Below are 23,460 nucleotides of genomic sequence, written 5' to 3' on the forward strand. Positions count from 1 at the left end.
CATGAGCAGCCCGCGCTTCTACGCCTTCGACCCTCGCGCCACTCGAATCGGCCTCTTCCTGGGCGCCTGTGTCCTGGCGGTGCTGACCGCCTGGGCCCTGGCCAATGCCCGGGACGGAGGGGGCATCCAGGAGATGGCCCGCGCGGGTGTCACGGCGGGCCTGATGTTCGCCTTCCTCGTGGCCATCCACCGCCTGCGACCCCGTGCCGGCTGGGGCATCTCATTGGACACGCGAGGCGTCCGCGTGGCCCGCCCCTTCAGCTCCCGCGAGCTGGAGCTGCACTGGGGGCAGATTGATTCCGTGCGCCGGCTCGGCAGGAGGGGGAACGTGCTCGGTTTGTTCTTGAAGGAGGAGGGAAGGGTGCTCGTCACCCGGCATCTCTTCGCCCGCAAGGCTGTTTTCGAGGAGTTGATCTCGGCGCTGGAGGATCGCCTCCCGCCGTCCCGATTCGACGCCTGACCCCCCGGTTTCCGCAGGCCGCCTCCCTGAGGGGCGGCCAAGCGATTTTCACGAATATTTACGCAGCTTTGCGCGGGCTCGTTACTCTTGTTCAGTGTGCCTCGAGATGGTAGGCACAGCCCTGTTGCAAGGCTCCTTTTTCCAAGGACAGCATCACATGGAAAAGACCCCCGCTACCGGTGCCTCGGTCGCTCCCCTGCCCATGGAGTATGGGACCGATAGCATCACCAAGCTCGAGGGCCTGGAAGCGGTCCGCAAGCGCCCCGGCATGTACATCGGCGACACGATGACCTACGGGCTCCACAAGCTCGTCTACGAGGTCGTCGACAACGCCGTGGACGAGGCGCTCGCGGGCCACTGCACGGACATCGAGGTCATCATCCACGTGGACGGCTCGCTGAGCGTCCAGGACAACGGGCGCGGCATCCCCGTGGGTCCTCACCCGGACCCCAAGTTCAAGGGCAAGGACACGCTGGAAGTGGTCCTCACGGAGCTGCACGCCGGCAGCAAGTTCGGCAACGGGGCCTACAAGGTCTCCGGCGGCTTGCACGGCGTGGGCGTCACCTGCGTGAACTTCCTGTCGGAGTGGTTCAAGGTCCGCGTCCAGCGCGCCGGCAAGGTGTACGAGCAGTCCTACGCCCGAGGCGTTCCCAACTCGCACCCGCAGGAGGTCGGCACCACCGACAAGCGCGGGACGATGGTGGCGTTCAAGCCCGACACCACCGTGATGGAGACGGTGGACTTCAACTTCGAGACGCTCAGCCAGCGCCTGCGCGAGCTGGCGTTCCTCAACGCGGGGCTGCACATCGTCATCCGCGACGAGCGCACGAACAAGGAGCACGACTTCAAGTTCGAAGGCGGCATCTCCTCGTTCGTGGAGTACCTCAACAAGTCGAAGCAGGTGCTCCACGACAAGCCCATCTCCTTCTCGGGAGACAAGGACGGCGTGGCGCTCGAGCTGGCGATGCAGTGGAACGACGGCTACGACGAGCGCGTCTACACCTTCGCCAACAACATCAACACCCAGGATGGTGGCAGCCACCTGTCCGGCTTCAAGGCGGGCCTGACGCGCACGCTCAACAGCTACGCGGAGAAGAGTGGCATCTGGAAGGACCTCAAGGAGACGCCCACGGGTGAGGACGCCCGCGAGGGCCTGTCCGCCGTCATCTCCGTCAAGGTGTCCAACCCCCAGTTCGAGGGCCAGACGAAGACGAAGCTGGGCAACAGCGAGGTGAAGGGCCTGGTCGAGCAGATGGTGAACGAAATGCTCGGCACCTTCCTGGAAGAGACGCCGCTCATCGGCAAGAAGATCGTCGCGAAGATTGGCGATGCCTGTCGGGCGCGCCTCGCGGCTCGCAAGGCGCGCGAGACGGTGCGCCGCAAGGGCGTGCTGGACGGTGGTGGGCTTCCGGGCAAGCTCGCGGACTGCCAGAGCAGGGATCCGCACGAGAGCGAGCTGTACATCGTCGAGGGTGACTCCGCAGGTGGCTCCGCGAAGCAGGGACGGGACCGGCGCAACCAGGCCATCCTCCCCTTGCGCGGCAAGATTCTGAACGTGGAGAAGGCGCGCTTCGAGAAGATGCTGACGAGCGCCGAAATCGTCACGCTCATCACCGCGTTGGGCACGGGCATTGGTCCGGAGGACTACAACCCGGAGAAGGCGCGCTACCACCGCATCATCCTGATGACGGACGCCGACGTGGACGGCAGCCACATCCGCACGCTGCTGCTCACGTTCTTCTTCCGGCAGATGCCGGAGCTGCTCCAGAAGGGCTTCCTCTACATCGCGCAGCCGCCGCTCTACAAAGTCACGCGCAACAAGAAGGACAAGTACGTCAAGGACCAGCGCGCGCTGGACGAGTACCTGCTGGGCATCGCCACGGAGCACGGGCGGGTGCTGACGCCTTCGGGCGAGGTGGGTGGCGCGGACCTGAAGGCCCTCCTGGAGAAGGTGATTACCTACGAGGAGCGGCTGGAGAAGCAGGCGAAGCGGCGCGACGCGCGGGTGGTGGACGCGGTGGTGCAGGGCGCGCGGCTGACGGCGGAGATGCTGGCGGACGACGAGGCGCTGGCGGTGGCGGTGAAGGGTGCTCACTCGGAGTTCGAGCGGCGCATGCCGGACGTGCTGGGCCGGGTGAAGTACGAGGTGGAGACGGACCCCGAGCACCAGACGAAGCGGCTGGTGTTCCGCACGGACGTGAATGGCGCGATGCGGTCGACGGTGTTCGACCACACCTTCCTGTCGTCTCCGGAGTACCAGGAGTTGGTGTCGCTGCGGGATTCCTTCAAGTCGCTGGGTGACGCGCCCTACCGGGTGAAGGTGGACGCCGGCCACGTGACGGCGTTCTCCGTGCAGGAGGTCCACGCGGCGCTGCGCAAGGACGCGCAGAAGGGCCTGGGGATGCAGCGCTACAAGGGTCTGGGCGAGATGAACCCGGAGCAGCTCTGGGACACGACGATGAATCCGCTCACGCGCACGCTGCTGCAGGTGCGGGTGGAGGACGCGGTGGAGAGCGACGAAATCTTCTCGCTGCTGATGGGCGAGGCGGTGGAGCCGCGCCGCGAGTTCATCGAGCGCAACGCGCTGGACGTGCAGAACCTGGACATCTGAGTCCTTGAGTTCGTCGGGCTCGCGGGCCTGATGGACGACGAAGTGACGGGGCGCGGCGCCGATTCAGGCACCGCGCCCCGTGTCGTTTCAGGGGCTGGGGCAGCGCGCTCGCTAGCGGGCCGAGAACGAGGCCTGGGACTTAGCGCCCGCCACCACCCGGGCCACCGCGCGGCGGCGGGCCACCGGGGCGCTTGCCGCCGAAGCCACCGTCGCCAGGGCCCATGGGCCGCGAGGGCAGGTCGAGGGTCTCGCCGTCGAGCGTGGCCTGTCCACACTCAGGGCCGAAGACCAGCGTGTGCGTGGTCCCATCGGCGAGGGTGCGCTCCTGCGTGCCGGCGATGGGCCACGCGCAGACGGAGGGCGGCACGCGCACGATGCCGGATTGCGTGACGGTGGAAACGCTGCCGTCCGCGAGCGTCGCGGTGAGTGTGCCGTGGCTGGTCCTCGTGGGCGCGGCGGCGTCCGGGTCGAACGTCTCCTCCAGCGTGCCCGAGAGGTGGACGCTGTCCACCACGGTGCCCTGGGCATCCAGGTTCGTGCGAGTCGTGTCGAAGGTGACGGTGCGGCTGAGCGTCTGCGCGCCGGGCACTCGCACGGAGACGGAGGCGATGCTGCCCGTCATCTTCGTGCTCTGGCCGTCCGTCGCCGTATGCGTGATGTCGTGCGTGGACTGTTGCTCGAAGCGCAGCGGCGCGTTCTCCGCACACTCTTCCTCGGAGGTGATGGCCGTCACCACGTCGACCGAGCCGGATGACACGATGCCAGTGCCTTCCCCGCGCGGGCCCTCTCCGGACGGCGGCTGCGATGTCGGAGTTTCACTGTCGGGAGGAGGCTGGGGGCGGTCCCATCCGCAGCCCCCACGGCCCCGGGTCCGAGCCTGGCAGTCCGTCCAGGAGAGGTGCAGCTCCGAGGGGAAGCTCTGGCCGCAGACCTCCACCTTCGCCGTCTCCGGCTCCGAGTCGCACTGATAGCCCTCGTGCTCCCAGCGGCGGACCTCCAGCGGGAGTCCCTCCAGGAAGCGGGACCCGAGGGGGACGTCCGCGGACTGCGCCTCTCCCACGGCCGATGCCACGGCGAGCTGGGATTGCTGCTCGGTGATGCCTGGGTCCTTCTCCGCGCCACAGCCCACGCCAAACAGCGCCGTCGCCAGCAAACCTGCCTTGAGCTTCATGGATGTGTACTCCCCGAGAGACACTTCGGGGCGCGTGGCCGGCCCTGCGCCCAGCCTTCAAGGTAGGGGGCAAACCTTGAGGAGTTCTTAAGCACCCGTTGACGCGCGCCGTCTCCCCGAGGGACGCAGAGGGCATGTACATCCCTCGCCACTTCGAGGAACGGGACGCACAGCGCCTCCTGGAGTTGATGACGCGACACTCCTTCGCCACGTTGGTGACGGTGGGAGAGGACGGAGCGCCTTTCGCCACGCACCTGCCCTTCCTCACGGAACGGGATGAAGCGGGAGCGCTTCGGCTGCTCGCGCACATGGCGTTGCCCAATCCGCAGTGGCGCGCCTTCACCGCCGAGCGGGACGCGCTCGTCATCTTCCAGGGCCCGCACGCCTACGTGTCGCCCACCTGGTATGCGACGACGCCCCAGGTGCCGACGTGGAACTACGCCACGGTGCATGCGTATGGACGGCCCAAGGTCATCGACGCGGGTGACGAGGTGCTGCGCATCCTCCGCGAGACGGCGGCGCGCTACGAGTCTGGCAACGAGCGGCCATGGACTCTGGAGCAGTCGGAGGAGTACGTGAACCGGCTGGTGGGTGGAATCGTGGCGTTCGAGCTGCGCGTGACGCGGCTGGAGGGCAAGTTCAAGCTCAGCCAGAACAAGGGTGAGGCGGACCGCAAGGCGGTCATCGCGGCGCTGGAGCGCAGTCCCTTCGCGGGGGATGCCGAGCTCGCGGTGCTGATGCGTGCGCGTGAGGACGCTGGATAGACTCGTGGGCCCGGTGCCCTCCTCGGCTCCGCGCCCACGTGCCTTTCCCGTCTTGTCGAGCCGGGCCGGCGTACGTCGCGGCCCCCGCTAGCCCTTACGGCGGGAAGCTGTCATCCCGTTGCCCCCTCGTTCGCCGGGCGGCGACTTCCCGCACGGCTCCCTGCTTCTCGGGGCCTGGCTTGTTGGCGACTTGTGCTGACGCCATCGCGAAGCCTCCGATGAAGAGGTCGACACCTCGAAATTAGGCACCCCGAAGCGCGCGAGGTCGTGCCCTCCAGGCATGGCTCCCGCGTAGGCTCGGAGGACGAGCGGACTGCAGAAGGCCTGGTTGTCCGTCTACTCTTAGAGAGCAAAGACGCACAGTGCGCCATGCGAGACACTGGGACTTTCGTCCCGGAGCGGGGCGCCGTGCGTGGCACTGCGAGAGGTGGCCGCGTGCGCACCTGTGCGGGGCGGTGGATGCGCCGCATGCGAATGACTGGCGCTTGCGCACCTGCGTTAGGCAGCGGATGCGCGGCATGTGAGTGACTGGGACTTGCGCACCCGAGCGGAGCGGTCGAGGCGCGGCATGCGGGTGATTGGGGCTCGCGCACCTGTACGGGACAGCCGAGGTGCGGCATGTGAGTGACTGCATCTCGCGTGCACTGGACGGGGCGCGATGTGCTGCAACGCACTCGTGCGCGCCGTAGCAGGCCAACTCTACGTGGCGAAGAGGTTCATGCGCGGGGGGATGAGCGTCGCCCGCGCCGCGCCGTACCGTGCGTCAGCGCTCCGAACGTCGCGAACCGCGAAGCACCGCGGCCCGTTCCTTCCGCGACAGCGTGGTCGCATCCACGATGTCCACTTCGAGCGCGCCCTGGTTGTCACTCCGCTTCGAGTCAGGGAAGAAGCAGCGCAGGTCCTCGGTGTCGGTGACCTGGTAGCGCTTGCCCGTCTCGAGCATCCGGTGCGAGGTGCGGACGGAGGACGGCGAAGTGCCGCGCTCGATGCACAGCACCTGTCGCACGCGACCGTTGGCGCCCGAGCGCAGCTCCGCGAAGTCGTCCCGCACGGTGAACAGGTAGGTAGAGCGCGGGTTGAGTCCGCGCAGCACGACCTGGTGCTCGGGCTTGAGCTGCACCGCGTGCTCCTTCGCCTCGAAGGCGAGCGAGCGCGGCGGCACGTAGGCGGACTGGCGGATGACGACGCGGATGCTGCCGGTGTTGTCCTCCGGCCCGTTGTCGTCCACCGCGAACACATGCAGCTTCCGAGCGTTCTTGATGGTGCGCGTGGAAGCGCTCAGCAGACCGAAGCTGCCATCCACGGGACCGTCGCCCTCGGCGAAGTAGACCAGCGTCCCGGAAGCGGTCCCCCGGCCCTCGGCCAGTGAAGCGGTGCCCTGCGTCCACACTGAATACGAGGTGCCCGGATTCAGGTCGATGGTGGCCGTCGCGTACTCGGGGATGGGCGCCGCGTTGTACATGGGCCGCAGCACCAGCAGCCGCGTGGGGTAGTCCACCTCATGCAACTCTCGCAGCGCCGCGCTTGGCTCCTTGGGGTCCACCAGCGGCTGTGGATCCTCATCGTCGTCGGTCGTCGTGCCCGTCGCCGTCGCCGCCACCACCACCGGGTCGACCTTCACCGGAATGCCGCCGTCGTCCGGGGCCGTCGCCACGACGGGCTGGGCCTCGCCCACGGGCTTCGGGTCCACGGGCTTTGCCTCCACGGGCGCGGCCACGACAGGCGGCGCATCCGTGGGCGGAGGCGTAGCGAGGAGCTGAAGCTCCGCGTTCATCGGCTCCATCATCATCGACGTCGGCGTGAAGCGCCGCGTCCAGGCGAGATGTCCCGGCAGCGTGAGCACCAGGGTGTTGGCCTCGCCCACGAGGACACCCTCCACCATGAGAGGTGTCTTGCCGACGACGTCGCGGCCGTTGAGCTTCACCTTGGCGCCCGCGGGCTTGGAGGTGACCCACAGCGTGGCGCTGTTCGACGCCGAGGTGTCGGGCGCGTCCGACTTGATGACGAAGTGGTAGAAGAGCGCGATGAACAGCATGACGATGGCCGAGCCGAAGACGTAGAGCGTCATCTGCTTCACGGCCTTCTGCTGCTTCGCGACGCGCTCGGCTTCTTCCCGCGCCAGCGCCTCGCGCGCTTCGTCCACCGAGGTGCGGTAGCCCGTGCCCGTGTACGTCCGGGCCACGCTGGAGACTCCCGCGGGCTGCGTCGTCATGGACTGGCCGGTGACGGCGGGCGTCTCCACGGGCGTGTCCAACGGAGCGGCCAACGTGGCCAGCGCGGCGGGCACGACGGTGGGCATCATCGTCTTGATGATGTCACTCGAGTCCGTGTCCGGCTCCTCCGGCAACTCCGGCACGGGAGGTCCGGGGCGCTCGCTCGTCACGGGCCTGCGGCCAGCGCCCGTGCTCTCCACTCGGGGCATTCCGGTGTTCGTCGCGCGGCGGATGCTTCCCGCGCTCGTCACCTTGCGCATCCCCGGACTGCTGCCGGCGGGCCGACGAGCGCCGTCGCTCGGGGGCTTCGCACCGCTGTCACTGCCCGGCTTGGAGCGCAGGCCCGGACTGGAGGCGCGCGGACTGCTGCCGACCTGGCCACTGCCGGAGGACAGCGGCCGGGCGCGGCCCGCGGAGGGCTCCACCGTGCCCAACTGCCACTGCGAAATCTGCTCCTTGAAGGCGGTGGACACCTCCGCCTTGCGGCCCTCCGCGATCAGCTCCTCGGCGAAGAGGTAGGCCATGAGCTGCGACAGCAGCGCGGGCGTGAAACGCGGGTTGTCGCGGTAGAGCAGCTCCACCAGCGCCTCGCTCAGCTCCTTCGCCGTCTGGTAGCGCGACTCGCGCTCCATGGCCATCGCGTGAGAGATGACCGTCTCGAGGTCCGGGCTCACCGACGGGTTGTTCGCCGACGGAGGCAGACAGTCGCCCGTGAGGATGCGTGGCAGGACGGTGACGAACTCGCCCTCATAGGGACGCTTGCCGCACACCATCTCGTAGAGGACCACGCCCGCCGCGTACACGTCCGTGCGGGCGTCCAAATCCTGCCGGCCCTGCGCCTGCTCTGGGGAGAAGTACGGGTACTTGCCCTTGAGCGTGCCCGGCGACGTCTTCGCCTCCACCGCGCTGGTGGCCTTGGCGATGCCGAAGTCGATGACCTTGATTTCACCTTCGTACGAGATGAGGACGTTGTCCGGAGAGACGTCCCGGTGCACCAGCCCCATCTCCACGTTGTCCTCGCCCACGTGCCGGTGCGCGTAGTCCAGGCCGTCGCACAGCTTGCTCCCCACGTGCAGCGCCAGGGCCTCGGGGAAGCACGTCATTCCCGCGCGCGCCGCTCGACGCAGGACCTTGGAGAGCGGCTGGCCCTGCACCAGCTCCATGGCGATGAAGTACTGGCCGTCCACCTCGCCGAAGTCGAACACCTGGGCGATGTTGCTGTGGCTCATGCTGGCCACCAGCCGCGCCTCGCCGATGAACATCTCGACGAAGTCCGTGTCGTCCACGAAGTGGGGGAGGATCTGCTTGATGACGCAGGGCTTCGTGACGCCCGCCGCTCCGGTCATCCGGGCGCGGTAGGTCACGGCCATGCCTCCCGCGGCAATCTTCGAAAGAAGGACGTATTTGCCGAATTGCTGGGGAGTCGGTTCCGCCACGATTACAAGGCCAGTTCAGGACGTTGTGAGACATCGAGCATACTCTTGTTCTACTGAAAGTCCCGGAACGGGCTCGCGTCGCACGCGAAGTTTTCCGTGGGATGGTTGGATCTGCCGGGTGATCCACGCCCCAGGGCTCGAATCCCGCCCATTCAAAGAGGCCGCGTCGCTCTCGGACTGAGGGCCATCACTTCTCAGAATGATTCGTCGAGGGGATGGATAATCCGGGGTCCGGGAGAATGTCGTGAAGTCTCCCAGTGATTCCAATGGGTTGTGATTCAACGGAGGCGCCTTCACGCTCCGACTGTCAGCTCACTTCACATTTCTTCACGCAGGTCCGTGCTGCGGAAGGCCGGGGGGCGGTTATGTAGGCCGGCACGGCCCAGGCCGTTGGATGAGGGCGGTCTGGCTCTCTCCAGAGAAACGAGGCGAAGCCCATGGTGTCCGAGCTGTCCCCCCGCTCGTGGCCCCTTGCCGTGGCGGTGGTGGGTGCGTTCCTCGTCCTTCCCGTCCGAGCCCTGGCCCAGGACGCGGAGGCGGAGCCGCTGACGGCGTTTGATCTGCTTGCCCGGAGCCCCCAACTGGGTGGGACGGACATCCCGAGGGACCTGCCGGGTCGCGCGACGGTGGGCGCGCCGAGGCGACCCCGGATGCCCGACGCCATGGTGCCCATGCCCGACCTGGGGAGGCAGTCGCCGCTTCCCGCGCCGGAGCTGCTGCGCGTGGAGTCATCCGTGCCGAGCCCCTCGTCGGAGCTCCTGGCGCCCGCCTCGGTCGAAGCCGCGGCGGGTGTGTCCGAGGTGCCGATGGGACTGCCCGCGCCGCTGACGCCGCAAGGCCGTCCCGACAGCACTCTGTCCCCGCTGCCCGCGTCGACGACGGCGCTGCTGGATGCGTCCCGCTCGTTCCAGGTGGTGCCCGCGGCGGTGGCGGTGGTGCCGGGGTTGTTGTTCCACGGACTCGCGCCGGCGCTGGCGGGAGACGGGCACACGGCGAAGCGGCTCTTCGCGATGGAGGGCGCGGGGCTGGGGCTCATCGCGCTGGGCGGAGTGCCCATCGCGCTCACGGGGGCGTCGCGGCGCACCATCGCTCCGCTGTACGCGGTGACGTTGGCGGGCTTCAGCGTGTTCGGCATCTCCGCGCTCGCCAATCTCTACTCGGTGGCGTCACCGGCGTTCGACCCGGGAGTGCCCGCGTCCTCGTTGCCTCCGCTGGAGTTCGAGATGGGCTACCAGTACGTGAGCGACACCTCGTTCGACTACGACCACTTCGTGTCGCTGGGCGCGGTGGCCCGCTTCGAGGAGGTGAAGCTGGAGGCCATCGCTCGACTGGCCCCGGACGAAGGCAACACACAGGTGCGGCTGGGCGGTGCGTATCGACTGCTCGGAGAGCCGGAGCGTCGGCGGGCGGGCTCGGATGGCTCGTCGCTGGACGCGGAGCTGTTCGGCCTGTTCCATCGCTTCCCCACGGAGGGCTTCACCGTCGTCGGTGGCGACATGGGTTTCCGAGGCCGCTACGCCATGTCGCGGGTGAGTCCGTCCCTGGCCGGCTCCTTCGCGGAGGCGAGCATCGGCATGGCGCTCCAGGGCTACAGCTATCCGGGCCCGGTGAGTGACGGGAACCTGCACTCGCAGCTGCTCTTCAGCTTTGGCTATGGCGTGTGGCTGGGGCGCGGCGGTGGGCCGTTCAAGGGCGAGGCGATGCTCTTCTATGACCACCGCAAGGACGGCTTCGCGGGCGGGCTGCGCACGCTGGGCGGAGGCGTGGTGGGCAACTTCGGGCTCCGGGGGCGCGCGCTCCTGACCGAGACGTGGGGCGTCGCCGCGGAGTTTCAAGCGGGTGGCGCGCTCGTGGGGCGGCTGTCCCTCATCTATGCGCTGGGAGGTGAGTCATGAGTCGCATCGGTGCCATGGGCGTGCTGTCGGCGCTGCTGATGACGGGGTGCCTGCGGCCCGCGGAGAACCGCGCGGTGCGTGACTCCAAGGTGGGCCGCGCCGAGGGTGGCGGACTGTCGCTGGAGGTGGCGGACGGGCTCGCGGCGGTGCGGAGTGTCGGCTCGGGCGAGGTGACGCTGTGGGGCAATGCCCCGGTCTTCACGGCGCGGGCGACGCTGGACGCGGAGTCGACGTCGGACTGGGTCCTCACGGTGCGCAACGCGATGCCAGACGCGGAGCTGCTCGCGGAATTGGAGGACGGCGAGGTGCTGGCGGTGGAGCCGGTGCCGCAGGCGCTTCCCACGGTGAAGGCGTGGCGCGTGGGACTGCGTCCGGGCGCGGTGGCCAGGCTTCGAGTCGCGCCTCCGGGGTGGGACTCCACGGCGCCCTTCCGCTTCGCGGCGCTGGCGGACGTGCAGGAGGCATTGCCTCGCGTGGGAGACGTCTACGCGCGGCTGGTGAAGGATGACTCGCTGCGCTTCATCCTGTTCGCGGGAGACCTGACGGAGAACGGCACGCGCGAGCAACTGCTGGAGTTCCAGGAGCGCCTGGAGGCGGGCTCGCGCATTCCGCTGTACGCGACGCTGGGCAACCACGAGACCTTCTCGAAGGACGCGGAGGAGTACACGACGCTCGTGGGGCGCGGCAGCCAGAGCTTCGTGTTCCAGGGCGTGCGCTTCACGGTGGTGGACTCGAGCAACGGCACGCTGGACCCCATCGTGGAGGAGCAGCTCGACGGGTGGCTGGCGTCGTCGCGACAGGGCACGCACGTGGTGGCGATGCACGTGCCGCCGCAGGACCCCGTGGGCCTGCGGGGCGGCGGCTTCGCGAACCGGGGCGAGTCGGCGGGGCTGGTGGGAAAGCTCGCGCGCGAGGGCGTGGACCTCACGCTCTACGGACACATCCACTCGTATTACTCCTTCACCAACGCGGGCATCCCCGCGTTCATCTCCGGGGGCGGCGGCGCGATTCCGGAGACGTTCGACGGAGTGGGGCGGCACTATCTCGCGGTGGACATCGGCGCGAACGAGGGGCTGCGCGAGGCGTCCCTGGTCCGCGTGGACTGAGGCCCGAAGCGCTGGCACTGAACGAAGCGTCAGCCGGCGGTGTGTGGGAGAAAACGCGGACGGGGCCGACTTTCCGGCCCGGCAGCGTACCCTCTTGATCTGACACTGAACACGTGAGCAGATGTCTCCCCCATCGCGAGGAGCCAGGAGGCCCGCCATGTTCGATTCGAACGACAACGACCCTATTTCCCCGGCGCTGCGTGCGCTGCTGGAGCTGTTCACCACGGAGCTGGCGGAGGTGCGCTTCCCGGACATGAGCGGGGAGGTGCTGGAGGACGCGGCGGCGCAGGTGAGGGTGAAGGCGGAAGCGGTGGCGAAGGCGCAGGCGGTGCTGGAGGCCGCGCGGCAGTCGCTCCACGAGAGCCAGGACGCGTTGCTCCAGAAGGGCCAGCGCGCGCTGGCGTACGCGCGGGTGTTCTCCGAGGAGAACCCGGAGCTGAACACGAAGCTGGACTCCATCCACCTGCCGCGTCCGGTGCGCAAGGGCGCGAAGGTGGAGGGTGTCGCGGTGGAGCCGGTGGCCGCGCAGCACGGCAACGAGGAGAACGCGCCGAAGCGCCGGGGTCGTCCGCCCAAGGTGCGTCCGTCCGCGGGTGCGTCCCTGTTCGCGGAAGGCGCCACGGCGGAAGCGCTGGCCGTCGCGCACGAAGGCAACGGCGTGCTGCCCACGGCGTGATGCGCTTGCCTTTAGGGGCCTCCTGAAAAAGCCGAGGCCCGGACGCGAAGCCTCCCCGGAGCCCCCCTCCGGTAGAGACCCGCGGCCGGGCCACGGTGCCGGTCCGCTCCGAGGGCAGCCACGGAGCGGACCGGTTTCAAGCGAGGTGACTCAGTTCTCCGGGAACGCCGTCCAGCCCGCCAGCCAGTTGGTGGTGCCCACCGCGCCGACGAAGCGCGCGCTGGTGTCGAAGCCCGCGCCCGGCGCGGCCGCGTTGTCCGGGTTCAGCAGGGGCGAGCCCGTGCGCGGCGCGAAGTTGGGCGCCGTCAGGTTCGTCGCGTCGGTGAGCTGCGGGTCCTGCGTCTTCACGCCGTTGGCCGCGACCAGGATTCGCTCCGCCTCGTTGAAGCGGCTGACGTCCGCGTCCACCGTCACGCCACCCTCCACCTTCGGGTTCGGCGCGAAGGGGATGGTGTCGTTCAGGTTGGCGTTGTCGAAGAAGAAGGTGTTGCGGATGGACAGCCGAGGGTCGGCCGACTCCTCGGTGAAGAGCGCCGCGGAGGCGGTGCCGTCCACGTCCACGGCCTGGTCCTTGAAGTAGGCGACGACGGCGTTGCGCAGCCGGATGCCCGCGCCGGTGTTGAACACCAGGCCCTCCTGCGAGGGGTTGCCACCCGGGTCCGCGTTGGAGCCGATGAAGCTGGCGTTCCAGATTTCGGGGATGGAGATGGGCTCCTGCGTGGCCGTCGTCTTGTGGCTGGAGGCCTCGATGGCGCGGTCGCCCACGCGAGGGCTCTGCTGCACGACGAGGAACTGGACCTTGCCGGTGTAGCCCAGGTCGTAGTCCAGCGCGTCATCATCCGCCTGGGTGATGACGATGTGCTTGAGCGGCGCGGTGCCGCCGAACATCTCGATGCCGTCGTCCAGGCCCTTGTGGACCTGCACGTAGTCGATGTCCGTCCCCGTGCCGCAGCCGCCCACGGTGAGGCCGTTGAGCTCGTTGTTGGGCGCCAGCTCGAAGCCGGCGAACTCGATGCGCGCGTACTTCAGCGTGCCGCAGCTGTGCGCGTCGTCCGTGCCGCCGTACTTCGTCTGGTCATTGCCGCTGGTGGAGAAGAACCCCTCGATGGTCGTCTCGCCGCCGGACACGTTCAGCTTCGCGCGACCGAGCAGCACCACGCCGCCCCAGTTGCCCGGCTCGCGCTGACCGGCCGCCTTGGAGGACGTGAAGACGATGGGCTTCTCCGCGGTGCCCACCGCGTTGATGCGCGCGTTACGGGTGATGATGAGCGCGCTGCCCTGCTCACCCTTGACGATGGCGCCCGCCTCGATGTTCAGCGTGCCGCTGTTGACGAAGACGTACTTCTTGAGGACGTAGGTGTTGCCCGTCTTCCAGGTCGTGTCCGCGGTGATGTCCTGCGCCACTTCCACCGTCTCGGCATCGGGCGGCGGGGGGGGCTGGTCAATCGGGTCCTTCTTGTCGTCGTCGCCGCAGCCAGTGCCAATGACAAGGCTGGACAGGATGAAGAGGGAGGCAAACAAGCGCTTCATGGCGAGACTTCCTTTCGGGAGGGAAACTACAGGCAGAGGCCGAGCGACGCGGAGAACGCGAGGCCCGGGCGGTACTGGACCAGGGCGATGTCGCCCTGCTGGAAGGTGATGCGGGAGTTGAGGAGGTTGGACGCGGTCAGCTTGAGCTGCATGGCCTCGGTGAGCTTCTGGGTGACGGCCAGGTCCATGCGGTGGAACGGCTGCTCGTAGACGTCGGGCAGGTTGTCGGTGCCCACTTCGTTGATGCGGCGGCCGTAGACGTTGTAGAGCAGCGCCACTTCCGTGCCGCTCTGGGGCCGCTCGTAGCCGAGGTTGACGTTGACGACGTAGGGCGACTGGCCCTGCATCGGACGCTCTGCGTTGGTCTGCAGGCCCTGCAGCGAGCCCAGGTCGATGTTCGACTGGATGAGCGTGAGGTTGACGCCCACCTTGAACGGTTGGAGCGCCGGGGTGACGCGGCCCAGCGAGGTGCGCGCCTCTAGCTCCAGGCCGTAGGTGTTCGCCGCCGGCGTGTTCTCGAAGTTCATGTCGCCGGCGCCCGCGGAGTTGACGACGCGCTCGATGGGATTCAGGAAGCGCTTGTAGAAGACGCTCGCGGCGAGCACCTCGTTGTCCCCGGTGAACCACTCGACGCGGGCGTCCGCGTTGTGGATGCGCGTCTGCACCAGGGCCGGGTTGCCGGAGACGTTCCGGCGGCGCACGAAGTCGTAGAAGGTGAAGGGCGCCAGCTCGCGGAAGGTGGGCCGCGCCAGCGTGTAGCTGTAGCCCGCGCGCAGGTTCACCGTGGGGGTGAGCGCGTAGATGGCGTTGAGCGTGGGCAGCCAGTCCAGGTAGTCGGCGTCGTTCCGGGAGGCCTCCGCGCCGGTGAACTGATTGAGCGCCGTCAGCTTCTGCTGGGTGCTCTCCAGTCGCAGGCCTCCGACGAGGCGCAGCGCCTCCGTGGCCTTGACGTCGGCGGTGACGTAGCCGGAGAAGACGCCGAGCGACGCGTCATACGCGTCCGAGTCCGGACGGGTGCTCTCCTGGATGCGCATGCCGTTGCCCAGGTACTCCGCGCTGAAGAGCGCCTCGGGAGGCAGGAAGCGGTCCACGTCCGAGTTGGGGGAGATGCCGTAGCGGAAGCGGCGGGCGCGGAAGTCGCGGAAGGACAACTGCGTCAGGCCGCCCACCTTCAGGCGCACGTCCGAGAGGGGCACGGTGATGTTGACGCTGCCGCCGAAGGACGTCTCGCCCAGGTCGGCGAAGAAGCGCTCGCCGCTGTTGGCCTGGTTGGGGAACGACATGCCGCCGGACGGGTTGCCCAGGTTGTCGCTGTAGAGCGAGTCGCGCGTGTCCGGCTCGTCGCGGTCCACGCGGGACAGGTTGGCCTGCCAGTCCACCTCCGAGTCGCCGAAGAGGCCGATGCGGTGGAAGCCGCGGAGCTGGTTGAAGGAGAGCTGCCGGACGACGAACTGGAGGCGGCTGCCCTCGTACCGGTCACCCTTGAGCGTGTCCACGCCGACGCTGGTGGTGGTGCGCGTCTCGGTGCCTCGGGTGAAGAGGCTGAAGAGGGTCAGCTCGTTGTCGCGGTCCAGTTGGTAGCCGACGCTGGCGAGGCCGCTCAGGTTGGCGACTTCGGTGCCCAGTTGCGTCTGGGCGTCGTCGTAGCTGACGAAGTTGCCCTCCAGGTCGTAGGAGGCCTTGCTGTACTGCGTGAACTGGGTGTTCTCGCGGTGGCCGTAGTTGACGGTGGCCAGGTAGCCCAGGCGCTGGTTGTCGAAGCGCAGTGTGTCGCCGAGCGACGCGCTCAGGCCCATGTTGGGCAGCGCCGTCTTGCTGCGCGCGTTCCACACGTTGTTGAAGCTCTCCCACTGCTGCTCCTGTTCGGCGAGCGACTCGTTGCCGTTGCCGAGCGCGTGGTCCGTGGGGATGGCGGAAGGCAGCCGGCGGCTGCCGCCGGGGAAGCCGAGGAACTCCAGGCTCCCGCCGCCAGTCTGGGTGTTGCGGGCCTGGCCCGTGGTTTCGGTGTCACCGCCGAAGGTGAGGCGCGGCTTGAACTCGAACTGGCTGGGATAGGTGTTGGTCTCGATGAGGAGCGCGCCGCCGCCGAAGGAGCCGGGCAGGTCGGCGGTGTAGCTCTTCACCACGTTGAGGTTGGCGAGCAGCGAGGTGGGGAAGAGGTCCAGCGGGACGCTGGGCTCATCGGGCTCGGGGCTGGGCAGCAGCGCGCCATTGAGCAGGGTGGTGATGTAGCGACCGCCCAGGCCGCGCAGGTAGACGTAGCGGCCGTCGACGACGGTGGCGCTGACGACGCGCTTGACGGCATCGGAGGCGCTGGAGTCGGGCGTGCGGGCGATTTCCTGGGCGCTGATGGCGTCTGAGACGGCGGCGGCCTTCTTGCGTTCCTGGAGGAGGGCGCCCTCGGCGCGACGGTCGGCGCGAGCCTCGACGACGACCTCCTGCACGGCGCCCACGTCCGCGCCGAGCGCGACGTCGAGTTTGGTGGCCTTGCCCTCCGTGACGATGACGCCGGTGATGCGGCGGCCCTGGTACACGTCGTAGAAGACGCGCAGGTCGTACTTGCCGGGCGGCAGCGCGAGTCGGTAGTTGCCGTCCAGGTCGGTGAGCGTCTGCTTCTGCGCGCCCGTGACGACCTTCACGGTGGCCTCGATGAGGCCCTCCTGGTTGGCCTCGTCGACGACCTTGCCGTGGATGCCAGTGAAGCCCGGGGGCGGCGCGGAGGACTCGGCCAGCATGGCCTCGTCATCGGTGGCCGTGGCGTCGGCGGGCTGCGCGGTGGCGGGATCACCTTCGACAGGCTGCGCGTCCGGCGACTGCACCGTCGCGGGAGCCCCGTCGACAGGCTGCGCGTCCGGCTGTGCGGTGGCGGGAGCCTGCTCGGCGCCCGGCGTCTGCGTGCCGTTCGGCTGCTCGGTGGCGGGAGCCTGCACGGCGCCCGGCGTCTGCGAACCGTTCGGCTGCGCGGTGGCGGGAGCCTGCGTGGCGCCAGGCGTCTGCACCGTCGCGGGAGCCTGCACGGCGCCCGGCGTCTGCGTGCCGTTCGGCTGCTCGGTGGCGGGAGCCTGCACGGCGCCCGGCGTCTGCGAGCCATTCGGCTGCGTGACGCCCGATTGCCGTGGAGAGGTCGGCGTGGGGGCAGGAGGAGGTGGCTGTGATTGCTTCGTTCCGTCGGCGGCCGGGGCCATGCCGGGAGCGGCGGGGCGCAGTTCCTCGGACGGGGGCGCCTGGTTGTCCGTTACGGGCGGGACGACCTGCGTCTCCGTGCCCGACGGAGTGCTCTCCGGGCCAGGAAGGGAAGGGGTTTGACCGAGGGCGAGCCCGGGCGAGGTGATGAGTATGAGCGCTGCCACGAGGGCGCGCTGAAGGCTTGCGCGAGACAACACGGCTCTCCTTGCCAACGGTCGCGCTGTAAACAACGCGAGTCGCATGGCATTGGAATGGATGGCTTGTGACGATTCAGGCGGCGGATCGAAAACTCGAGGTCACGACCCGCCGCCAGGCGGACACTTCAGTCCGCGAGCTTGTCCGGCAGCACGCCCACGGTGAGATTTCCTCCCCGGGCGAGGTCCAGCACTTCCATGGCGGCGCCGTAAGGCACGTCGTCGCCCGCGTCGAAGAACACGATCTTGTCCGGGCGCGCGTTGAGCATGCGCTGCAGTCGCGCGACGACCTGCTCGCGCGGGACTTCTTCCCGGTTGATGCGCAGCACGCCTGAGCCGTCCACCGTGAGCACCACCGGTGGCAATGCGTCGGGCGGAGGGGGAGGTGGCTCGTCCTGCTTGTCGCTCTTCGCGGGCACCGTCATCCACATCTGCTTGGTCAGCAGCGGGGTGACGACCATGAAGATGATGAGCAGCACGAGCACCACGTCCACCAGTGGCGTCACGTTCATCGTCGGGCGAAGGCCGCCCGCTTTGCCGCCTCCGAGGTCGAATGCCATGGCGCGCTCCTACTTCTTCCTGTCGATGACCTGCAGGTTGATGCCCGGGAAGCCCAGGTCCTGCATGCTCTTGAAGACGCCACGCACCTCGGAGTAGCGCACGCCCCGGTCCGCCTTCAGCACCACCGGCGAGTCCGGCTTCTTCTCGCGCAGCGCCTTCAGCTCCACGAGCAGCGCGTCCTTCTTGAGCTCCTTGCGGTCCATGAAGATGGCGCCGTTGGCGGCCAGGCTCACCGTCGTCGGCTCCAGCTCCTTGTTCTCCTTGTCCGGGTTCGTCGCGGCGGGCAGCTCCACGGACGCGCCCGACTCGATTTGGGGCGTGACGACCATGAAGATGATGAGGAGGACGAGCACCACGTCGACCAGCGGCGTGACGTTCATCTCCGGGGTGATGCTGCTACGCCGGGCGGACATCGAGCCCCTCCCGGCGCGCCACGGTCTCCGGACCGGTGGCCACCGCGCCGTTGTTCACGCCGCCGCGCTTGTCGGCCGGCATGTCCTCCAGGTGGTCCATCAGCTCGCTGCGCGCGGCATCCAGCGAGAGCTGGAGCGCGTCCGCGCGAGTGGAGAGGAAGTTGAACATCAGCACCGCGGGGATGGCGACGAGCAGGCCCAGCGCGGTGACGACGAGCGCCTCGGCGATGCCGGCGGACACCGCGCCCAGGCCGCCGGAGCCCTCCTTGGCGATGCCGGCGAAGGCCTCGATGATGCCGACCACGGTGCCGAGCAGTCCGACGAACGGCGCCACCGAGCCCACCGTGGCGAGCAGCGACATGCCGCGCCGCACGTCCGCGCTGACACGGTCATTGATGCGCACCAGCTCGCGGCGGGTGAGCTCCACCGGGCCAAGCTTGCCCGCGGGCTGCTTCGACTTCGCGAGGAACGCCTTCATTCCGCCGCCGAGCAGCACGGCCAGGTGGCTGCCCTTGGTGCCCTCGGCCTCCTTCACCAGCGCCTCGTGCTGGTGCTGCATGAGGAGCTGACCGGCGCGAGCCGCGAAGGCACGCGAGGTGGCGCGGGAGCGGAAGAAGACGAACAGCCGCTCGAAGAAGACGGCGAGGGACGCGACGGCGAAGAGCATCAGCGTCCAGGCGATGCCCAGGGCGAACACGCCCATGTGGTTGTAGATGTCGCGAAGATTGAAGTTCATGGCGATGTGCTCCTGGGGGGCAGGTGCGGGTGAGTCAGACGGCCTACGACTTGAGACGGAACGGAACCTTGAAGATGCGGAAGACGGCTGCGGGGCGGCCGTCGACGATGGCGGGCTTGAAGCGCCACGTGCGCACGGCGGAGAGCGCCGCGCTGGCGAAGGGCTCCTCACCGCGCATGACCTTGAGCTGGGTGACGCGGCCATCCACCTCGACGACGCCCTTGAGGATGACCATGCCCTCCTGACCCTTGGAGCGGGCCTCGGAGGGGTATTCGGGAATGAGGTTGGACTCGAGCGGCTCCGGCGCGGTGGCCGACTCCGGCAGGTTGATGGGCGCCGCGCGACCACCCCCGGCGGAAAGGCCCTCGCCGCTACCGGTGCCACCCACCCGGCCGCCCGGCACGAGCGCGCCAGTGCCGCCCACGGCGATGGGCGCGGCGGCCACCGTCTCCGTGGCGGCCTCGGGAGGCTTGTCGAGCGGCACCACCGTCGGCGCGACGATGGGCGCGGGCGCGACGAGGGGGGCCGCGGGAGGCGGCGCCTTGGCGAGCGCGGGAGGCGCGGCCTTGGGAGGCAGCTTGGGTTTGGGCGGCGCGGGCGGCGGCGGAGGCGGGGGCTTCACCTCGACGACGGGAGGCGGGGGCGGACGGAAGACGACGTCCGTGCCCTTCTTCTCCTGGATGACCTCGCGCACCTTGCCGGCGAAGGAGACGACGGCGACTCCGATGAGCACGAAGACCGCGACGGACGCCGTGGTGGAGAGCGCGAACCTTCGCGCCGAGGCAACATCGGAGGCGCTGTCGAACGTTTCGAACATGGCTGACGCGCATATAGCGACGCCATGTTTCAGGGGTGTCCGGACCCCGTGACACTTTCAGGCCAGGAAGATGACGGATGCGTCACGGCGCCCGCATGCCACGCAGGGTGCGAGGCAAACGGGCGAGAGTGTCACCGAGCGTCATCGCGCGAGGCGCACCTTGTTGGCGGATCTGCCACAACATGGCGATCAGCAACGCGGAGTACACGAGCGCGAAAGGGCGCATCAGCAGCACGTCGCGAGACCAGTCGAACCCCAATCCCTTGTCGGAGAACATGGTGCCGATGACGGCAATGACTCCGACGAGGGTGAGGTTGGAGCGGAAGCGGCCCTCGGTGGCGGCGCGCACCAGCGGCCAGGCGAGCACGTAGTTGGCGCGCCAGCCCAACGGTGACAGGAGCGTCACGCCCAGGCAGCACAGGGCCAGCAGGTCCGCGGGGCCCGGCCGCGCCCACAGCACGCCCGCGAGGAACAGGGCGATGGCGACGAACTGGGCCAGGGTGATGGCGAACGAGGGCGGCGTGGCGACGGAGCCCGGGTGGAACAGGGTGATGAGCAGTGTGGGCAGGCCCTGCGCATTGGTGCTGAGCACCCAGGGGGGCGTGGTGCGGGCGAGCGTCTCGCTCCACATCTGGAACTGGGTGAGGGTGCCGTCCCAGCCATAGCGCGCCAGGGTGGGCAGCGAGAGCACGACGCCGAAGACGGCGGTGGCGCCGATGACGCGCCAGTGGCGGCGCCAGAGGAAGAACAGACCGATGAGCGCGGCGGGGGGCTTGAGGAGGAAGGCCACCGCGAAGGCCGCGCCCGGACGCCACACCTGGCCGCGCTCGGCGCCGAGCGCGGAGACGACGACGAGCAGCAGCATGACGACGTCGACCTGGCCGTAGAACAGCTCGAAGGTGAAGGCGGGCAGCAGGGCGATGGTGGTGAGCGCGGGGGCCCAGGACCACGGCGCGGCCTCACCAGGGCCGTGCGGCGAGCGGCGGGTGAGGCGGGCCACGGCCACGAGCGCGAGGATGGAGCCGACGTTCCACAGCGCGACGGCCATGCGCGGGGGAAGGAGGCTGAAGGGGATGAAGAGGGGCGTGGTGACGGGCGCGTACTTGAACGGCATGGTGCCGTCGGAGACGCGATAGAGGTCCGTGCCCTCGATGAAGCGCTCGGCGGCGGTGAGATACACGCGGAAGTCCACGCCACGGCGAGGGTGCTGACCGACGGCGACGGCGGCGACGAGCAGCACCGCGAGCACCAACCACCAGAGCCAGCGGGCCCACTTCGTGGAGGTGTACTTCGCGGGGCTGGAAGCGTCGCTCAGCGCACTCGCGGATTGGGACGAGGTCGTCACGGGGCCAGGCTCCCGGGTTCGAGGACAGGGGAGTGGACGGGCCCATTCACGCGGGGTGTGGGCGAAGGGCGGAGAAGGCCGTGGTGTCGGCACGGCCCCGGGGCGTCGACGGGCATCGAGGAGGCGGGGAGGGCGGGGGAGGTGTTCACCATTTCACGCCGGGGCCCTGCCCGGCAACGGCCTCCGTGTGGAGGTGGCGAGGTGGATCTCCCCCCTCGGGTTACCTGCCTGCCCGGACATGGCGCGGAGGTCGTCACCTGGAGTGTGCCTGGATGTGTGGTGTCGTCGCGGAGGAAGGTGTTTCACTGACCTGGCGGCACATGCGGGTGTGGCCGTGTCGTGCCGACGTGGAGACATCGTGAGGGGACGCTCGGGCTCCCGGGTCAGCAAGCTTCCCGGGGCCTGTATGGGATTGGGTAATCCCATACAAATGCCGCCATGCGCGCCGGGGCTGGCGAGCCGCACACTCGCCAGCGACCCACGTGCTCGCGCTACAGGCCGTACGTCTCCAGCAAGCGCAGCCACACCTCACTCATCGTGGGGAACGACGGCACGGCATGCCAGAGCGTGTCGAGCGACACCTCACCCGCGACGGCGATGGTGGCAGCGTGAAGCATCTCGCCCACCTCGGGTCCGGTGAAGGTGGCGCCCAGGATGACCCGGCGCTTCTCGTCCACCACCAGCTTCGCCGTGCCACCGAGCTTCTCGCCGAACAGTGACGTACCCGACACCTTGCCCAGGTCGTACTGCACCGTGCGCACGGGCAGCCCCGCTTCACGGGCCTTCGCCTCCGTGAGGCCCACGCTCGCCACCTGTGGGTGCGTGAAGATGACCTGCGGCGTCGCCTTCGTGTCCGCCCACGCGCTCGCCTTCTTGCCCGCGATGACGTCACCCACCAGTCGCGCCTGGTATTTGCCCATGTGCGTCAGCAGGTTGCGGCCATTCACATCGCCGCATGCGTAGAGCCAGCCACCCTCCACGCCCTTCGCGCGGAGCTGGTCATCCACCTGCACCGTCTCGCCGGCCTTCAGCCCCACCGTCTCCAGGCCCAGGGAGTCCGTGCGCGGCACGCGGCCCATGCCCACCAACACCGCATCGCCCTTCAGCTCCTCGCCCGTCGAGAGCTTCACCGTCACCTCGCCCTGGCCTCCCGGGCGACTCACGCCGGTGATGGATGTGCTCAGCATCACCTTCACGCCTTCGTCGCGCAGGGCCTGGGCCACCTGCTCACCCACGAAGGGCTCGAAGCGGGACAGCAGCGCCTTGCCGCGCTCCACCAGCGTCACCTCCGAGCCCAGCGAGCGCCACGCCTGCGCCAGCTCCACCGCCACCACGCCGCCGCCTAGCACCAGCAGTCGCTTGGGTACCTGCTTCGCGCCCGTGCCCTCGCGGTTGTCCCACGGCCTGGCTTCCTTCAGCCCCTGGATGTCCGGGATGCGCGGCCGGCTGCCCGTCGCGAGCACCACCGCGCGTTTCGCCTCCAGCTCGCGCACGGTGCCGTCCTTGGCCTCGACGCGCACCTTGCGCGGGCCGGTGAGCTTGCCGTGGCCGCGCACCACCGTCAGCTTCGCGCCCTCGGCCCACTTCACCTGGGAGTCGTCGTTGTAGTAGCCGACCATGGCATCGCGGTGCTCCAACACCGCGCTGGCGACCAGCGGCCCCTTGATGGTCTCTCGCACCCCCGGCGAGTGCTTCGCCAACCAGAGCGCCTCCGCTGGACGCAACAGCGCCTTGCTCGGAACGCAGGCCCAGTAGGAGCACTCGCCGCCGAGCAGCTCGTGTTCGACCAGCGCCACGGAAAGCCCGGCCGCGGCGGCTCGCGCTCCCGCATTCTCTCCCGTGGGCCCACCACCAATCACCACCACATCGAAGACATCCGCCATGTGTTCGCCCTCGCGCCCTGCTGCGTAGGCAGGGAGGTGCGAAGGGGCCAATCCCACGCGAGGCTTCTCGTCGGATGGTGGAAAGAAGGGGTGGCGACCACCGGACATCCGCCCCCTCTCCAGGAGGCTCGACGGTGCGCGCTGTCCTCCAGGTGACGCCTGCCTTGTCTCGAGAGGAGGGCCCCCCGTTCCCGCGTGTCAGGAGTCCCCAGGCATTTTCGTCAGCGTCCGCCGGTGTGCGCGGACAGGCGGTGAGCGCCGTCCGTTCTCCCCGTCGGAAACCCACGAGTGCCCGTGCCGGAGACTCCGAGCGCGGCGGGAGGTGTGCCATGGGGACTGTATTGAACGGTGTCTCGGGTCGCTTCGCGTCGTGCTCGTCTTACGAGCGCTGAGTTCCTCCCTCACCCGCCCTCGAGGATGAGTGGGTCGGAGAGGGTTGTGTCCTCGTCGAACCAGCACCGCG

The 23,460-nt window shown here is 68.9% G+C and carries 16 protein-coding genes; 6 read left to right on the forward strand and 10 right to left on the reverse strand.

What is annotated here, in order from left to right:
• Nucleotide 1: 1 nt before the first annotated feature.
• Together HUA78_RS24200 and gyrB are read left to right on the forward strand one after the other, a co-directional pair.
• Complete coding sequence (locus HUA78_RS24200) at nt 2-460, forward strand: hypothetical protein (protein ID WP_141642060.1); 459 nt, start codon at nt 2-4, stop codon at nt 458-460.
• Between the two features lie 157 nt (nt 461-617).
• Nucleotides 618-3,071 (forward strand): DNA topoisomerase (ATP-hydrolyzing) subunit B, encoded by a 2,454-nt coding sequence (gyrB, locus tag HUA78_RS24205; protein WP_174459035.1) that lies wholly within the window; start codon nt 618-620, stop codon nt 3,069-3,071.
• A gap of 139 nt (nt 3,072-3,210) precedes the next feature.
• Here the strand turns inward: gyrB and HUA78_RS24210 are convergent, their stop codons facing one another.
• A complete protein-coding gene (locus tag HUA78_RS24210; protein ID WP_174477256.1) occupies nt 3,211-4,242 on the reverse strand; it encodes a hypothetical protein in 1,032 nt (343 codons plus the stop codon).
• A 134-nt stretch (nt 4,243-4,376) separates the two neighbouring features.
• Here HUA78_RS24210 and HUA78_RS24215 point away from each other — a divergent pair, with 134 nt between their 5' ends.
• Nucleotides 4,377-5,006 (forward strand): FMN-binding negative transcriptional regulator, encoded by a 630-nt coding sequence (locus HUA78_RS24215; RefSeq protein ID WP_174477257.1) that lies wholly within the window; start codon nt 4,377-4,379, stop codon nt 5,004-5,006.
• A gap of 763 nt (nt 5,007-5,769) precedes the next feature.
• Here the strand turns inward: HUA78_RS24215 and HUA78_RS24220 are convergent.
• On the reverse strand, nt 5,770-8,655 hold the full coding sequence (locus tag HUA78_RS24220) for a serine/threonine-protein kinase (protein WP_174477258.1): 2,886 nt from the start codon (nt 8,653-8,655) through the stop codon (nt 5,770-5,772).
• A 437-nt stretch (nt 8,656-9,092) separates the two neighbouring features.
• Between HUA78_RS24220 and HUA78_RS24225 the strand changes: the two genes are divergently transcribed.
• The 3 genes from HUA78_RS24225 (at nt 9,093) to HUA78_RS24235 (ending at nt 12,332) form a co-directional block, all read left to right on the forward strand.
• The gene (locus tag HUA78_RS24225) at nt 9,093-10,550 is read left to right on the forward strand and encodes a hypothetical protein (RefSeq protein ID WP_174477259.1); all 1,458 of its coding nucleotides are present in this window, start codon (nt 9,093-9,095) and stop codon (nt 10,548-10,550) included.
• Nucleotides 10,547-11,656 carry a metallophosphoesterase gene (locus HUA78_RS24230; protein WP_174459040.1) on the forward strand — a complete coding sequence of 370 codons (1,110 nt, stop codon included), beginning with the start codon at nt 10,547-10,549 and terminating at the stop codon, nt 11,654-11,656. The genes HUA78_RS24225 and HUA78_RS24230 overlap by 4 nt, the downstream gene beginning before the upstream one ends.
• A 157-nt stretch (nt 11,657-11,813) precedes the next feature.
• Nucleotides 11,814-12,332 (forward strand): hypothetical protein, encoded by a 519-nt coding sequence (locus HUA78_RS24235; protein ID WP_174466067.1) that lies wholly within the window; start codon nt 11,814-11,816, stop codon nt 12,330-12,332.
• A 150-nt stretch (nt 12,333-12,482) separates the two neighbouring features.
• Here the strand turns inward: HUA78_RS24235 and HUA78_RS24240 are convergent, their stop codons facing one another.
• The 8 genes from HUA78_RS24240 to HUA78_RS24275 form a co-directional block, all read right to left on the reverse strand.
• On the reverse strand, nt 12,483-13,862 hold the full coding sequence (locus tag HUA78_RS24240) for a hypothetical protein (protein ID WP_174477260.1): 1,380 nt from the start codon (nt 13,860-13,862) through the stop codon (nt 12,483-12,485).
• 26 nt (nt 13,863-13,888) lie between these two features.
• Nucleotides 13,889-17,047 (reverse strand): TonB-dependent receptor domain-containing protein, encoded by a 3,159-nt coding sequence (locus HUA78_RS24245; RefSeq protein ID WP_371745653.1) that lies wholly within the window; start codon nt 17,045-17,047, stop codon nt 13,889-13,891.
• Nucleotides 17,048-17,370: 323 nt separating this feature from the next.
• Nucleotides 17,371-17,802, reverse strand: a complete 432-nt coding sequence (locus HUA78_RS24250) for a biopolymer transporter ExbD (RefSeq protein ID WP_174460178.1) — start codon at nt 17,800-17,802, stop codon at nt 17,371-17,373.
• A gap of 9 nt (nt 17,803-17,811) precedes the next feature.
• Entirely contained in the window at nt 17,812-18,216 is a 405-nt protein-coding gene (locus HUA78_RS24255; protein ID WP_174459044.1) for a biopolymer transporter ExbD, read from the reverse strand.
• Complete coding sequence (locus HUA78_RS24260; protein WP_141642072.1) at nt 18,200-18,952, reverse strand: MotA/TolQ/ExbB proton channel family protein; 753 nt, start codon at nt 18,950-18,952, stop codon at nt 18,200-18,202. Before HUA78_RS24260 ends, HUA78_RS24255 begins: the two co-directional genes overlap by 17 nt.
• A 43-nt stretch (nt 18,953-18,995) precedes the next feature.
• Nucleotides 18,996-19,769 (reverse strand): energy transducer TonB, encoded by a 774-nt coding sequence (locus HUA78_RS24265; RefSeq protein ID WP_174477262.1) that lies wholly within the window; start codon nt 19,767-19,769, stop codon nt 18,996-18,998.
• A gap of 82 nt (nt 19,770-19,851) precedes the next feature.
• On the reverse strand, nt 19,852-21,114 hold the full coding sequence (locus HUA78_RS24270; protein ID WP_174460177.1) for a glycosyltransferase family 87 protein: 1,263 nt from the start codon (nt 21,112-21,114) through the stop codon (nt 19,852-19,854).
• Nucleotides 21,115-21,605: 491 nt separating this feature from the next.
• Nucleotides 21,606-22,997: an NAD(P)/FAD-dependent oxidoreductase gene (locus tag HUA78_RS24275; protein ID WP_174477263.1), complete on the reverse strand. Its 1,392-nt coding sequence runs from the start codon at nt 22,995-22,997 to the stop codon at nt 21,606-21,608.
• Nucleotides 22,998-23,460 lie beyond the last annotated feature (463 nt).

The organism is Myxococcus sp. CA033, assembly GCF_013336625.1.
Lineage (GTDB): Bacteria > Myxococcota > Myxococcia > Myxococcales > Myxococcaceae > Myxococcus > Myxococcus llanfairpwllgwyngyllgogerychwyrndrobwllllantysiliogogogochensis.

Excerpts from the sequence above, each read along its gene's own strand:
- HUA78_RS24200 (WP_141642060.1), top strand. The coding sequence starts at position 2 with ATGAGCAGCCCGCGCTTCTACGCCTTCGACCCTCGCGCCACTCGAATC.
- gyrB (WP_174459035.1), top strand. The coding sequence starts at position 618 with ATGGAAAAGACCCCCGCTACCGGTGCCTCGGTCGCTCCCCTGCCCATG.
- HUA78_RS24210 (WP_174477256.1), bottom strand. The coding sequence starts at position 4,242 with ATGAAGCTCAAGGCAGGTTTGCTGGCGACGGCGCTGTTTGGCGTGGGC.
- HUA78_RS24215 (WP_174477257.1), top strand. The coding sequence starts at position 4,377 with ATGTACATCCCTCGCCACTTCGAGGAACGGGACGCACAGCGCCTCCTG.
- HUA78_RS24225 (WP_174477259.1), top strand. The coding sequence starts at position 9,093 with ATGGTGTCCGAGCTGTCCCCCCGCTCGTGGCCCCTTGCCGTGGCGGTG.
- HUA78_RS24230 (WP_174459040.1), top strand. The coding sequence starts at position 10,547 with ATGAGTCGCATCGGTGCCATGGGCGTGCTGTCGGCGCTGCTGATGACG.
- HUA78_RS24235 (WP_174466067.1), top strand. The coding sequence starts at position 11,814 with ATGTTCGATTCGAACGACAACGACCCTATTTCCCCGGCGCTGCGTGCG.
- HUA78_RS24240 (WP_174477260.1), bottom strand. The coding sequence starts at position 13,862 with ATGAAGCGCTTGTTTGCCTCCCTCTTCATCCTGTCCAGCCTTGTCATT.
- HUA78_RS24245 (WP_371745653.1), bottom strand. The coding sequence starts at position 17,047 with ATGGCCCCGGCCGCCGACGGAACGAAGCAATCACAGCCACCTCCTCCT.
- HUA78_RS24250 (WP_174460178.1), bottom strand. The coding sequence starts at position 17,802 with ATGGCATTCGACCTCGGAGGCGGCAAAGCGGGCGGCCTTCGCCCGACG.
- HUA78_RS24255 (WP_174459044.1), bottom strand. The coding sequence starts at position 18,216 with ATGTCCGCCCGGCGTAGCAGCATCACCCCGGAGATGAACGTCACGCCG.
- HUA78_RS24260 (WP_141642072.1), bottom strand. The coding sequence starts at position 18,952 with ATGAACTTCAATCTTCGCGACATCTACAACCACATGGGCGTGTTCGCC.
- HUA78_RS24265 (WP_174477262.1), bottom strand. The coding sequence starts at position 19,769 with ATGTTCGAAACGTTCGACAGCGCCTCCGATGTTGCCTCGGCGCGAAGG.
- HUA78_RS24275 (WP_174477263.1), bottom strand. The coding sequence starts at position 22,997 with ATGGCGGATGTCTTCGATGTGGTGGTGATTGGTGGTGGGCCCACGGGA.